9 protein-coding genes, 3 tRNA genes and 3 rRNA genes are annotated in these 13980 nt (G+C 44.1%); 9 read left to right on the forward strand and 6 right to left on the reverse strand.

Features of this window, described 5'->3' with window-relative positions; genetic code table 11:
• Positions 1-432 precede the first annotated feature (432 nt).
• From BN1875_RS09780 to BN1875_RS09800, 5 genes are all read left to right on the forward strand, one after another.
• Positions 433-1992, forward strand: a 16S ribosomal RNA gene (locus BN1875_RS09780).
• Between the two features lie 458 nt (positions 1993-2450).
• A 23S ribosomal RNA gene (locus BN1875_RS09785) occupies positions 2451-5367 on the forward strand.
• A gap of 76 nt (positions 5368-5443) precedes the next feature.
• Positions 5444-5559, forward strand: a 5S ribosomal RNA gene (rrf, locus tag BN1875_RS09790).
• Together the 16S, 23S and 5S rRNA genes with 1 tRNA gene alongside form the textbook arrangement of a ribosomal RNA operon.
• Before the next feature lie 8 nt (positions 5560-5567).
• Positions 5568-5641: transfer RNA gene (locus BN1875_RS09795), tRNA-Asn, on the forward strand.
• A 129-nt stretch (positions 5642-5770) separates the two neighbouring features.
• Positions 5771-6121, forward strand: a complete 351-nt coding sequence (locus tag BN1875_RS09800) for an iron-sulfur cluster biosynthesis family protein (protein ID WP_048604665.1) — start codon at positions 5771-5773, stop codon at positions 6119-6121.
• 52 nt (positions 6122-6173) lie between these two features.
• On the opposite strand, the gene BN1875_RS09805 is transcribed toward BN1875_RS09800, so the two are convergent.
• Positions 6174-6791, reverse strand: a complete 618-nt coding sequence (locus tag BN1875_RS09805) for a flavin reductase family protein (protein WP_048604666.1) — start codon at positions 6789-6791, stop codon at positions 6174-6176.
• 86 nt (positions 6792-6877) lie between these two features.
• Entirely contained in the window at positions 6878-7852 is a 975-nt protein-coding gene (locus tag BN1875_RS09810) for a ring-cleaving dioxygenase (protein WP_048604667.1), read from the reverse strand.
• A 153-nt stretch (positions 7853-8005) separates the two neighbouring features.
• On the opposite strand from BN1875_RS09810, the gene BN1875_RS09815 reads away from it, so the two are divergent.
• Positions 8006-8647 (forward strand): HAD hydrolase-like protein, encoded by a 642-nt coding sequence (locus tag BN1875_RS09815; RefSeq protein ID WP_048604668.1) that lies wholly within the window; start codon positions 8006-8008, stop codon positions 8645-8647.
• Here BN1875_RS09815 and BN1875_RS09820 read toward each other — a convergent pair.
• Together BN1875_RS09820 and BN1875_RS09825 are read right to left on the reverse strand one after the other, a co-directional pair.
• On the reverse strand, positions 8629-9078 hold the full coding sequence (locus BN1875_RS09820; RefSeq protein ID WP_315968932.1) for a GNAT family N-acetyltransferase: 450 nt from the start codon (positions 9076-9078) through the stop codon (positions 8629-8631). The genes BN1875_RS09815 and BN1875_RS09820 overlap by 19 nt on opposite strands.
• Positions 9079-9140: 62 nt before the next feature.
• A tRNA-Thr gene (locus BN1875_RS09825) sits at positions 9141-9213 on the reverse strand.
• A 161-nt stretch (positions 9214-9374) separates the two neighbouring features.
• Here BN1875_RS09825 and BN1875_RS09830 point away from each other — a divergent pair.
• Positions 9375-9448, forward strand: a tRNA-Asn gene (locus tag BN1875_RS09830).
• A 106-nt stretch (positions 9449-9554) separates the two neighbouring features.
• Here the strand turns inward: BN1875_RS09830 and BN1875_RS09835 are convergent.
• Positions 9555-10913 carry a PH domain-containing protein gene (locus tag BN1875_RS09835; RefSeq protein WP_048604670.1) on the reverse strand — a complete coding sequence of 453 codons (1359 nt, stop codon included), beginning with the start codon at positions 10911-10913 and terminating at the stop codon, positions 9555-9557.
• A gap of 1 nt (position 10914) precedes the next feature.
• Positions 10915-11298 carry a GntR family transcriptional regulator gene (locus tag BN1875_RS09840; RefSeq protein WP_048604671.1) on the reverse strand — a complete coding sequence of 128 codons (384 nt, stop codon included), beginning with the start codon at positions 11296-11298 and terminating at the stop codon, positions 10915-10917.
• Between the two features lie 170 nt (positions 11299-11468).
• Here BN1875_RS09840 and BN1875_RS09845 point away from each other — a divergent pair, with 170 nt between their 5' ends.
• On the forward strand, positions 11469-12485 hold the full coding sequence (locus BN1875_RS09845) for an acyltransferase family protein (protein WP_048604672.1): 1017 nt from the start codon (positions 11469-11471) through the stop codon (positions 12483-12485).
• Between the two features lie 108 nt (positions 12486-12593).
• Positions 12594-13922 (forward strand): C1 family peptidase, encoded by a 1329-nt coding sequence (locus BN1875_RS09850; RefSeq protein ID WP_048605319.1) that lies wholly within the window; start codon positions 12594-12596, stop codon positions 13920-13922.
• The last annotated feature ends 58 nt before the right edge of the window (positions 13923-13980 follow it).

A 13980-nucleotide genomic window follows, 5' to 3' on the forward strand; every position in this document is an offset into this window, starting at 1 on the left:
AAATGTTGATAGAACAACAATCTTTTGGTTGACTTAGAAGCGAATGCTTGGTATATTATTACATGTTCGCAAGAGAGAAACAACGCTTGAGAACAGCAATTAAAAAAGTTTGGAAAAAACTTAAAAAAGTGATTGACAGACGGCAAACAGATTGCTAAAATAACAAAGTCGCTGTTAAGCAGCTGAAGAAAATTCGTTTTAAACACTTTGTTCAAACGAAAAAAACTTCAAACTTTTAGTTGACAATCACTTGTCAATCTGATATGATTTAAAAGTTGCTGAAACAACGCAGTAGACCTTTGAAAACTGAACAAAGCAAGCAAACGAACCAAAATGTGTAAGGTGCTTCTTTTAGTAGAAGCAACAGAAACATGCAAGCAATAAGCTAGCAAAACAAATGAGCTTAACGATCGCAAGATCGTGTTTAAACTTTATTATGAGAGTTTGATCCTGGCTCAGGACGAACGCTGGCGGCGTGCCTAATACATGCAAGTCGAACGCTTTTTCTTTCACCGAGATTTATCTCACCGAAAGAAAAAGAGTGGCGAACGGGTGAGTAACACGTGGGTAACCTGCCCATCAGCGGAGGATAACACTTGGAAACAGGTGCTAATACTGCATAATACGAAGGATCACATGGTCTTTCGTTGAAAGGCGCTTTTGCGTCACTGATGGATGGACCCGCGGTGCATTAGCTAGTTGGTGAGGTAACGGCTCACCAAGGCCACGATGCATAGCCGACCTGAGAGGGTGATCGGCCACACTGGGACTGAGACACGGCCCAGACTCCTACGGGAGGCAGCAGTAGGGAATCTTCGGCAATGGACGAAAGTCTGACCGAGCAACGCCGCGTGAGTGAAGAAGGTTTTCGGATCGTAAAACTCTGTTGTTAGAGAAGAACAAGGATGAGAAGAGAATGTTCATCCCTTGACGGTATCTAACCAGAAAGCCACGGCTAACTACGTGCCAGCAGCCGCGGTAATACGTAGGTGGCAAGCGTTGTCCGGATTTATTGGGCGTAAAGCGAGCGCAGGCGGTTTCTTAAGTCTGATGTGAAAGCCCCCGGCTTAACCGGGGAGGGTCATTGGAAACTGGGAGACTTGAGTGCAGAAGAGGAGAGTGGAATTCCATGTGTAGCGGTGAAATGCGTAGATATATGGAGGAACACCAGTGGCGAAGGCGGCTCTCTGGTCTGTAACTGACGCTGAGGCTCGAAAGCGTGGGGAGCAAACAGGATTAGATACCCTGGTAGTCCACGCCGTAAACGATGAGTGCTAAGTGTTGGAGGGTTTCCGCCCTTCAGTGCTGCAGCTAACGCATTAAGCACTCCGCCTGGGGAGTACGACCGCAAGGTTGAAACTCAAAGGAATTGACGGGGGCCCGCACAAGCGGTGGAGCATGTGGTTTAATTCGAAGCAACGCGAAGAACCTTACCAGGTCTTGACATCCTTTGACCACTCTAGAGATAGAGCTTTCCCTTCGGGGACAAAGTGACAGGTGGTGCATGGTTGTCGTCAGCTCGTGTCGTGAGATGTTGGGTTAAGTCCCGCAACGAGCGCAACCCTTATTGTTAGTTGCCATCATTTAGTTGGGCACTCTAGCGAGACTGCCGGTGACAAACCGGAGGAAGGTGGGGATGACGTCAAATCATCATGCCCCTTATGACCTGGGCTACACACGTGCTACAATGGGAAGTACAACGAGTTGCGAAGTCGCGAGGCTAAGCTAATCTCTTAAAGCTTCTCTCAGTTCGGATTGTAGGCTGCAACTCGCCTACATGAAGCCGGAATCGCTAGTAATCGCGGATCAGCACGCCGCGGTGAATACGTTCCCGGGCCTTGTACACACCGCCCGTCACACCACGAGAGTTTGTAACACCCGAAGTCGGTGAGGTAACCTTTTTGGAGCCAGCCGCCTAAGGTGGGATAGATGATTGGGGTGAAGTCGTAACAAGGTAGCCGTATCGGAAGGTGCGGCTGGATCACCTCCTTTCTAAGGAAAATATTCGGAAGACTTACACATTCGTTTGCCTTTGTTCAGTTTTGAGAGGTTTACNCCTTGTACACACCGCCCGTCACACCACGAGAGTTTGTAACACCCGAAGTCGGTGAGGTAACCTTTTTGGAGCCAGCCGCCTAAGGTGGGATAGATGATTGGGGTGAAGTCGTAACAAGGTAGCCGTATCGGAAGGTGCGGCTGGATCACCTCCTTTCTAAGGAAAATATTCGGAAGACTTACACATTCGTTTGCCTTTGTTCAGTTTTGAGAGGTTTACACTCTCAAACAAAAGAATTTTGCTCATTGAAAACTGGATAATTGAAGTAAAGAATCAAAACAAACCGAGAACACCGCGTTGAAAAGAGTTTTTTAAGAAAGTTTTTTCAAAGCTTTATCTTGAGGACGCCTCTATCGCTAGAGAAACGACTCAAAACCCAACCGTAAGGTTGTAAGGTTAAGTGAATAAGGGCGCACGGTGGATGCCTTGGCACTAGGAGCCGATGAAGGACGGGACTAACTCCGATATGCTTTGGGGAGCTGTAAGTAAGCTATGATCCAGAGATTTCCGAATGGGGAAACCCAGCATCTTTGATAGGATGTTACGATTAGGTGAATACATAGCCTAATCGAGGTAGACGCAGAGAACTGAAACATCTAAGTACCTGCAGGAAGAGAAAGAAAATTCGATTCCCTGAGTAGCGGCGAGCGAAACGGGAAAAGCCCAAACCAAGATGCTTGCATCTTGGGGTTGTAGGACTCCGATCTGGTAGTTCGTTCAGATAGTCGAAGGACTTGGAAAAGTCCGTCAAAGAGGGTAAAAACCCCGTAGACGAAATTTGGACAGCACCTAGGAGGATCCTGAGTACGGCGGAACACGAGGAATTCCGTCGGAATCCGGGAGGACCATCTCCCAAGGCTAAATACTCCCTAGTGACCGATAGTGAACCAGTACCGTGAGGGAAAGGTGAAAAGCACCCCGGAAGGGGAGTGAAATAGAACCTGAAACCGTGTGCCTACAACAAGTTAGAGCCCGTTAATGGGTGATAGCGTGCCTTTTGTAGAATGAACCGGCGAGTTACGATTGCATGCGAGGTTAAGTGGAAGAAACGGAGCCGCAGCGAAAGCGAGTCTGAATAGGGCGAATGAGTATGTAGTCGTAGACCCGAAACCATGTGATCTACCCATGTCCAGGTTGAAGGTGCGGTAAAACGCACTGGAGGACCGAACCCACGTACGTTGAAAAGTGCGGGGATGAGGTGTGGGTAGCGGAGAAATTCCAAACGAACTTGGAGATAGCTGGTTCTCTCCGAAATAGCTTTAGGGCTAGCCTCGGAAAGTAAGAATGATGGAGGTAGAGCACTGTTTGGACTAGGGGCCCATCTCGGGTTACCGAATTCAGATAAACTCCGAATGCCATACATTCATATCCGGGAGTCAGACTGTGAGTGATAAGATCCATAGTCGAAAGGGAAACAGCCCAGACCACCAGCTAAGGTCCCAAAATGTATGTTAAGTGGAAAAGGATGTGGGGTTGCACAGACAACTAGGATGTTGGCTCAGAAGCAGCCACCATTTAAAGAGTGCGTAATAGCTCACTAGTCGAGTGACCCTGCGCCGAAAATGTACCGGGGCTAAACATACTACCGAAGCTGTGGATTGTACCAATAGGTACAATGGTAGGAGAGCGTTCTAAGGGCGTTGAAGGCAGATCGTGAGGACTGCTGGAGCGCTTAGAAGTGAGAATGCCGGTATGAGTAGCGAAAGACAGGTGAGAATCCTGTCCACCGAATGACTAAGGTTTCCTGGGGAAGGCTCGTCCGCCCAGGGTTAGTCGGGACCTAAGCCGAGGCCGAAAGGCGTAGGCGATGGACAACAGGTTGATATTCCTGTACCCGTTGAATTTGTTTGAGCAATGGAGGGACGCAGGAGGCTAAGAAGTGCAGACTGATGGATATGTCTGTTCAAGCAGTGAGTCTGAGGGTGAGTGAAATGCTTACTCTTGTTAAGGACAAGCTGTGATGAGGAGGGAAATTTAAGTACCGAAGCTTCTGATGTCACACTGCCAAGAAAAGCTTCTAGTGAGAATTGAACGGCCCGTACCGCAAACCGACACAGGTAGTCGAGGAGAGAATCCTAAGGTGAGCGAGAGAACTCTCGTTAAGGAACTCGGCAAAATGACCCCGTAACTTCGGGAGAAGGGGTGCTGCTCTAACGAGCAGCCGCAGTGAATAGGCCCAAGCGACTGTTTATCAAAAACACAGGTCTCTGCAAAATCGAAAGATGACGTATAGGGGCTGACGCCTGCCCGGTGCTGGAAGGTTAAGAGGAGTGCTTAGCGTAAGCGAAGGTACGAATTGAAGCCCCAGTAAACGGCGGCCGTAACTATAACGGTCCTAAGGTAGCGAAATTCCTTGTCGGGTAAGTTCCGACCCGCACGAAAGGCGTAACGATTTGGGCACTGTCTCAACGAGAGACTCGGTGAAATTTTAGTACCTGTGAAGATGCAGGTTACCCGCGACAGGACGGAAAGACCCCATGGAGCTTTACTGTAGTTTGATATTGAGTGTCTGTACCGCATGTACAGGATAGGTAGGAGCCGTAGAAGTCGGAACGCTAGTTTCGATGGAGGCGCTGGTGGGATACTACCCCTGCGTTATGGCCACTCTAACCCGCACCACTAAGCGTGGTGGGAGACAGTGTCAGATGGGCAGTTTGACTGGGGCGGTCGCCTCCTAAAGAGTAACGGAGGCGCCCAAAGGTTCCCTCAGAATGGTTGGAAATCATTCGCAGAGTGTAAAGGCAGAAGGGAGCTTGACTGCGAGACTTACAAGTCGAGCAGGGACGAAAGTCGGGCTTAGTGATCCGGTGGTTCCGCATGGAAGGGCCATCGCTCAACGGATAAAAGCTACCCTGGGGATAACAGGCTTATCTCCCCCAAGAGTCCACATCGACGGGGAGGTTTGGCACCTCGATGTCGGCTCGTCGCATCCTGGGGCTGTAGTCGGTCCCAAGGGTTGGGCTGTTCGCCCATTAAAGCGGCACGCGAGCTGGGTTCAGAACGTCGTGAGACAGTTCGGTCCCTATCCGTCGCGGGCGTTGGAAATTTGAGAGGAGCTGTCCTTAGTACGAGAGGACCGGGATGGACTTACCGCTGGTGTACCAGTTGTCTCGCCAGAGGCATCGCTGGGTAGCTATGTAGGGAAGGGATAAACGCTGAAAGCATCTAAGTGTGAAGCCCACCTCAAGATGAGATTTCCCATTTCTAAAAGAAAGTAAGATCCCTGAGAGAAGATCAGGTAGATAGGTCAGAAGTGGAAGACCAGTGATGGTTGGAGCGGACTGATACTAATCGATCGAGGACTTAACCAAAAGAAACTCGGAAGAGTTTTGAGGAATTACTTCAAATCCAGTTTTGAGTGAGCAAGACTTACTCAGAAAAAAATAGTGTGGTGGCGATAGCAGGAAGGATACACCTGTAACCATGCCGAACACAGAAGTTAAGCTTCTTAGCGCCGATTGTAGTGAGGGGTTGCCCCTTGTGAGAGTAGGACGTCGCCACGCTGGTTTATTCCGGCATAGCTCAGTTGGTAGTAGCGCATGACTGTTAATCATGATGTCGTAGGTTCGAGTCCTACTGCCGGAGTAATTTCGAGATAGCACAGGCTATCTCTTTTTTTTTGTGCTCTGAAGAATCTTCAAACAGATTGTTGGTAGAAAAAAGCTGGTCTGTGTTACGATCAGTCCAACAAGATTGTTGTAGGGAGGTAATTTGATGAATATTCAATTCAGCAAAGAGGCAAAAGAAAAGTTGGCGCCATTTCTTTCAGAAAAAGCAGTCATTGTATTGGATCTGGATGACGGCGTTGGAAAGTATTCTAAGATGGGTGTTTGCTCATTAGATACCAGTTTTCGCTTATTGGTCCTATCAGAAGAACAAGATTTGAGTGATTACGAGGCAGCAATAGCTAGTGAAATCGGGAAGATCTACATCAAGGAATATTCAAAGCTATACATGGCAGAAGAAATGATTTTTACTGTGGATCAGCGATTACAAGTCTTGAAATTGGGAAGCCCTGGTGGTGTCCTGGATAACTTTGTACCAATCGTTGATTTGCGGAAATAAGTGGAAAATAAAAAGAAAGAACAGAGAGGCAAGTTTCGCTCCCCTGTTCTTTTTATTGTGGACGAGAAATTTCTTCTGTTTTTCCAAGATGGCCATAGAAATTGCCGGCGAGCCGAGAAATTGGCTGTAATTTTTCTGTTAAAATATATTCTTTTTCCTCATCGAAAATTGTTTCATTGAAGTAGTAGTCTGTCACTTCAAGAATAAAAAGGTCACTGATGGTAGTTTCGTCAACAATAATAGGAACGTATTGATGCAGTTTTACTTCCATTCGAATCAATGGTTCTTCAAATCCGGGAACAGCTACCTGCTGGCTATCCACGAGTGTTTGGTCAATCAGAGCCAGTTCGCTTTCTGCCGGAGCAAGCGTTGCGGCGGTTTGGTTCATATCATGAAGAACGGAAGGGGTAACTAAATGAATGACCCCTTCACCATTTTCCAAAAGATTATTGGCAGTATCTTTGGTTTTCCCCTCTTTACGATTGATGGAGAGGGAGACAAGGGGGTGTTTGCTGGCAACAACTGTAAAGTAGCTGAAGGGTGCAGCATTGATTACATCCGTCTGGTTGTTTTTTGTAGTAATCCAGGCGATTGGGCGTGGGGCTACTGTTCCGGTCAAGAATTTATAATTTTGTTTTTGGGTAAGTTGGTTTGCTTGGTAATGTAGCATGAAATCCTCCGTTTTAGTAAGAGAAAAACTGGGAATCACAAATGGATGCCCAGTTTTTTTATTTTTGTAGGTGCTTAGAAAAATGATTATTGACGTTTTTTATTTGCATCTGAAGTGTCGAATGGGCGAACGTAATCCTCGATTTCTTTGCGTTTTGGTTCTAAGAATGTTGGCAAGGATAAAATTTCTCCGGCAGCTTCATAGGTTTCGTCTTCTAGGAAACCGGGACCATCTGTTGCTAATTCAAATAAAACTTGCGGTGCTGCCATAAAGTATTCAGAAGCAAAGTAGAAACGCTCTGTGTAGCCGGAATTAGGGAATTCAAGCTGGTTGATGCGATCAATCCACCATTCAAGGGCTTCTTTATCAGCTACCCGTAAAGCCAAGTGGTGGACATTTCCAAAGCCTTCACCGGCAAGCGGCAAATCTGTCCGATGTTCAACGATGATGCTTGCGCCGTTTCCGCCTTCACCGATTTCAAAAAGATGGAAGCTGCCTTCTGCGTCAACTAATTTGAAGCCTAGTACATTGACCAAAACAAGTTGCATGTGTTCAAAGTTTTGAACGGTAACAAAAGCTGGGCCTAAGCCAATGATTGCTGATTCGGCAGGAACATTGGAATTTTTCCAAGGAGTACCGGCAGCAACACCTTGATTTTTTTCGTCAGAAATCAATTGGTAGCGTTGGTTGTCAAAATCTTCAAATTCCAGATATTTTTTGCCGAAACGTTCTTGAATTTCACCGTGATCGACATTATTTTGATTAAAACGATCCACCCAATAATCTAGTGCAGCATCGTTTTTTACGCGGAAAGAGTTACGGGAAATCGAATTTGTTCCCTTTGTCCCTTTAGGAATGCCAGGAAAGTCGAAAAAGGTCATATCGGTACCGGCTGAACCTAAATCATCGGTAAAGTATAAATGGTAAGTTTCAATATCGTCTTGGTTGACGGTTTTTTTGATTAAACGTAAGCCTAAAAGATCCGTGAAGAAACGATAGATTTTTTCTGCACTTGATGTCATTGCGGTAACGTGGTGTAATCCTCTAATTTGTGTATCCATAAATTTGGCCTCCAATAAATTTCACTTTTATATTTCTTACTAAAAGTAAGTATATCGGATTTCATTTTTTTCCGCAATTATTTTGTTTTGTAGATTTTAGTGTATAGTAGGAATTGAAAATAAATTTGGAAGAAATAAAAAGGAGAGAAATGCGTGAAAGAATGTTTATTTTTTGATTTGGATGGCACCTTGATTGATTCGAGTCAGGGAATTTTTTCCTCCATTCGCTATTCATTGGCTAAAATCAACGGACCAACTTTAGAGGAGGAACAACTGCGGTCATTTATCGGACCGCCCTTAGCGGATTCTTTTAAAAAGATTGGATTGTCGGATAAACAATTGGAACTAGCAGTCAGGTATTATCGGGAAAACTATGCAAAAGAGGGTATCAAGCAAATCGTGGTTTACGAGGGGATTCCAGAAGCTTTGGCTAAGTTGTCGGAAACAAAAACACTGTATCTTGCTACCTCCAAACCGGAGCACTTTGCGGAAGAAATTTTAGCAGTGCTGGGATTTGAAAAGTATTTTACAGGCATTTATGGTGCAGATATGGAAGGGAAACGAGCGGCTAAGGCAGATGTGTTAGCGTATGCGCTGGAGACGGTGGCAATCGACAAAGAAGCCGCCGTGATGATTGGCGACCGTAAACATGATATTCTGGGAGGAAAGGCAAACGGATTGGCGACCGCTGGCGTTTTGTATGGTTTTGGCAGTCAAGAGGAATTAGCGGCAGCAGGAGCAGAAAAATTATTTGCTACGCCACAAGCATTGGCAGATTATTTTTCTTTGGTGTAAATTAAATTCCAATAATTCTCTGGGGCGATGGTCTCCCATTCTTTTTCCCAACCATTTTTCAAATAGAAAGCTAAAGCCAATTGATTTTTGGAAACACATTTTAATCGAGCCGGTCGCTCAAGCCGAGCAAGTCCGGCTGTCAATAATTGTTTGCCAATATGCTGACCGGTTGCTTCAGGTGCGACAAAAAAATTGTGGATAAAATTTTCTGGAAGGTAGAGGGAAATAAAGCCGCAGATTTTTTCCTGGTCTTGGGCGACAAGTACTAGTTCTTCTTGTGTGCTTTGGTCGAAATCCGTTAATTGGTACTTGGCGGAGTCTTCCCAAAAAAAGGCCGCTTTTCGACTGTCGTAAAAAATTTTTTGTAGCAGTGGCTTATCTGTTGGGATACTAGGACGAATAAATATAAGAAATCCTTCTTTCGTTTGAATTTTATGTACGAAAAAACGCTGAAACCGTGGTCAGGTTCAGCGTTTTTTCAAAGAAATTTTTAAGCCACTTGTCGGGCTTGAACCGACGACCTCATCCTTACCATGGATGCGCTCTACCAGCTGAGCTAAAGCGGCCTGTTATTTAACACAAGATATAGAATACTTGATACTGTTCCGTTTGTCAATGGAAAATTGGTGAGAAGAATCAATTTTTTGAAGGAAACAAAAAAATCATCAAACGAAATGGAAAACGATTGCCAAAAAATTAAAGAGTTGGTATTATATGGGTACATTCTTCCGGCATAGCTCAGTTGGTAGTAGCGCATGACTGTTAATCATGATGTCGTAGGTTCGAGTCCTACTGCCGGAGTTAAATAATAAATAGGAGACGCCGTTTTTTGGCGTCTCCTATTTATTGTCGCTGTAGCAAGTTTCTGCTCACCAGAAGGCTCTTTCTTTTTTTGAGAGGAGTGCTTTTATCGTAGTTTTTCGTAAGCTTCTTTGGTCAATTCGGGATTCTTGTTGGTGTAATAATAATCGGTTTTTTTGGTTTTGATTAGTAGAATGGGCTTAGATTGCATGGAGAGATAGAAATTCGCCGATTTGCCATCCACTTGAAAATGTCCCACTGAATAATTTTCCGTGCCATAGCCATTGGTACGAACGACCGCTCCGTTTATATGGTCAATCAATGTGACGGATTCAATTTTCTCTACTGGAATAGTAGAAGAAATGGCTAAAGGAGCAGTTAATTCCACCTGGTTTTCTTCTAGTGAAAACTTAAAAGGATCGGCAGTAAAGTCGTAGAGATAAGATGTGGATAAGATTGCTACCATCACACCCACTAGCAAAAGTCCAACCGCTCCCATAATCAGTTTACCAACAGGACGGCCAAGATTGACAGACATATTCATTCCAATCCGGTCCGGTAAAAACAAACGAGTGTCATTAGGATTGATGTAGACGCCATACCGCCAGTACTGATCTTCCCCCATATAGCGGTAATCTGGAATCTGACTTAGCAGTTGATCTTGTTTTTGACGTAATCGCAGTAAAAAGCCGATACTGGCAAAAGCACTTGCAATCAAGATAAAAAGCCCAGCACCGACCCACAGTTTTCCTGCCCACCCAGAAATATCCAGACGGAATAAAGGCAAATAGAGGATCGGAAGAATCATGTAAGCACCGGTCACTGTCAAAAGAGACCAGTAATGTTTTGTCAGATCGTTGTATTGCCGGTTGATTTTTTGGTCATTCGTCATCGGACGAACGGATAAACGAGAAAGAGAGTACCAGAAAATAATAAATAGCAGCCAAATGAGCGCAGTACTGAACAATAAAGGCCATGTGGTGAGAGAATCTTTTTGCAGGGTCAGTACACTGCCAATTATCAACAGGGCCAGGGAGGGCAGGAACCAAAGCCAAGAGACGAGTTTTTTATTTTTTGTTTGAATGAGCTGGGTGTCAATAAGAATCGGTTCAATAGGTAGTTGCCAATTTTTTTCAACGATCAGCCGATGCAGCTTGCGAATGTACAGAATTTCGCAAATATAATACACTGAAAGTAGCAGCAAATTTACCCAAAGCAGGGTCATTACGAAGGCTTCGTATTTTGGCAGTAACATCAAAAAACTGAAAATACTCAGACCAATGGCAATTTGCAGCAGCCGGAGTTTGTACTCCTTCGCGATTGCTACGACTTCCGGTGCATTTAAGTGATGGGGTGCTAAGGTATTTTCCAACAAGACGTGATTATGCGGTGTGCCTGCTAAACGCAGTGAAAGTGCCATTACAACATGAATAATGATAAAAATGCCGACTAAAAATATACGCATGCTAGTCCCTTCCTTCGGTGAATTCTTTTAGATAATATTGAACGTCTGCTAAAATTTGTTTCTCGGAGCGATGATGTAAAACGGCTTGAGCTAAAAGGACCGCCAACTGGTTTTGATAGTCCTGCTGAGTCTCTTCCCGATAGTTTTCTGGGAGCCGAACGGTGGTCCCTTTACGACGATCCGTAATCAGGTAACCGGCTTCTTTTAAAAAGGTGTAGGCTTTGGCGATGGTCATCATGTTGACACCTAATTCGTCGGCTAATTGACGAACGGAGGGGAGCTGTTCATTCACCTGTAAATCACCACGGGCGATTCCCAAAATGATTTGATCGCTGATTTGCCGATAAATCGGTTCCTCGGAGCGACTATCGATTTCTAACAACATATTCTTCACCTCTTTGTATTATATATATTAATACAACCGATACATAAAAGCAATCGATGACTATTTGTTAAGTAGCTGTAATGGGATGGAAATAATGTTATTTTAAAATAGAGAGTAAGCTTTTTTTAGGAAAATAAGTGAAACATCAAGGCTCGAAAGGAGTTTCCCTCATGAAGAAACAAAATAGAGAACCTTATTTTGATAATGCAAAATTTTTTTTGATGATTCTGGTGGTCTTTACCCATCTGTTGCAGCCATTTATTGAAGACCATCCTTTTTATACAGATCTTTATTATTTCATTTTTACATTTCATATGCCGGCCTTTATTTTGATTGCCGGCTTCTTTACTAAAAATTTTAATCGTCCGGGAAATATCAAAAAATTATTCAAAAAATTGGTATTGCCTTATATTTTGTTCCAGTTGATTTATTCCGCTTATTATTCTCTGATCGGTTTACAGCGGGAATTTTCGTGGGAGCTGCTGGTTCCCCAATGGTCGCTGTGGTTTCTGCTTAGTTTATTTTTCTGGCAGTTGTCCTTGTATCTTTTTCAATATCTCCGACCGGAAGTTGGTATCACCTTCAGCTTTATTTTGAGTTTGTTAAGTGGGTATCTGCCTTTCATGTCTCGAGATTTGACGTTGCAGCGAACTTTTGCGTTTTTGCCTTTCTTTGTGATTGGACATTATGTGACAAAAGAACAGGTGGATAACATTAGACGGGGAAGTCATCGTCTTTTAGGAATCGCCGGATTGTTTTTCATTTTTCTTTTTATCCGTAACATTGAATATTTGAATAAATACATGGTTTTTGGTTCGAAACCTTACGAAGAATTTTTGGCTTCGCCTTTGTTGGGAAGTGCGGTACGAATGCTGATGCTGGCGTTGGGATTGATCGGAACCTATGGGGTGCTGGCGCTGGTTCCCCGCAAACAGCTCATTTTGACAAGGTGGGGAGCCAATACGTTGCTGGTGTATCTTTTGCAGGGCTTTTTCATCAAAGGATTGCGCGCGTTGGCCATCGAAGAAACCAAGTTGACATTGCTGGGATTATGCGGACTTTTTCTTGGAAGTGTTCTTTTGACGATTGTTTTGTCCTCAGGGAAAATGGCGAAGGCGTATCAACGGCTTCAAACAAAACTGGATGCGTTGGTGGATTGGCTGACTATGACAGCACCCGATAGCTGATCTTCTTTCATGAATAGAAAATAATTTTCTGAATATTTCCGCAAATCTTGTTTTCCACGGCTTTGAGGAGTAAAATGAGGAAGATTAGTACGTGAAAGGATGAAAAAAATGTCTGAAATTTCAAAAGAAATGACTACAAACTTTGCTGCAGATTTTGCAGCAAATAAGAAACACTTGGCACTACAACGCACAGTGGTAAAAAATGGAATCAAGGCTTCTGCGGAAAATGTCAGCGCACAGGTCAATAATGTTCCGGTTTTTTCTGTGGATGTAGCGACTGGGAAAGTTGCCAACCAAAAACAATCCGGTCGTTGCTGGATGTTTGCTGCGTTAAACACCTTCCGTCATAAAATGTTGAACACTTTCCAATTGAAGGATTTTGAACTTTCTCAAAATTATACCTTCTTCTGGGATAAATACGAAAAAGCCAATTACTTTTATGAAAATATTTTAGCAACTGCAAAGGAAGACGTAACAAGCCGGAAGGTTGCCTTCTTGCTGCAAACCCCTCAACAAGACGGTGGACAATGGGACATGATGGTCTCGATTTTTGAAAAATACGGGGTCGTTCCTAAAACGGCAATGCCAGAAAGCAGCAATTCGTCAAATTCACGGGATTTGAACACCTTTTTAAATAAAAAATTGCGGAAAGATGCTGTCGCATTGCGCCAACTTGTAGCAGATGGAAAAACAGCGGGAGAAATCCAAGCAGAAAAAGGGAAAATGCTTCAAGATGTGTATGATTTTCTAGCCATTTCTTTAGGCACACCACCAGAAAGCTTTGATTTTGAATACCGTGACGAAGAAAAAAATTACCATCTGGATCAAGCTCTGACACCACAAACCTTTTACAAAAAATATGTAGATGTGGATTTAGACAACTATGTCAGCATCATCAATGCACCGACTGCAGACAAACCATTTAACCGTTCTTACACGGTCGAAATGTTAGGAAATGTTGTGGGTGGGAAAGACGTTCGTTATTTGAATGTGGATATGGCAACCTTCAAAAAATTAGCGATTGCGCAGTTGGAACAAGGGGAATCTGTCTGGTTTGGCTGTGATGTCGGTCAATCTTCGACGCGGGATTCAGGAATCATGTCACTGGATGCTTATTCCATGAATGAGTTGTTTGATGTCGACTTTACCATGACCAAAGCGCAACGCCTAGATTTTGGCGAAAGTTTGATGACCCATGCGATGGTATTGACGGGTGTTGATTTGGTAGAAGGCCAATCAACCAAATGGAAAGTTGAAAACAGCTGGGGAGAAAAAGTTGGTGACAACGGCTTCTTTGTCATGAGCGATGCGTGGATGGATGAATTTACCTACCAAATCGTTGTTCGCAAAGACTTTCTGACTCCGGAACAACAAGCCGCTTTTGACGCAGATCCACAAGTTTTAGCACCTTGGGATCCTATGGGCGCATTAGCATAACAAAAGAAGTGCAAAAAGAAGAATCGGGAAACTGATTCTTCTTTTTTGCAGGGACGAT

The organism is Enterococcus massiliensis, assembly GCF_001050095.1.
In the GTDB taxonomy this organism is placed as follows: Bacteria; Bacillota; Bacilli; order Lactobacillales; family Enterococcaceae; genus Enterococcus_C; species Enterococcus_C songbeiensis.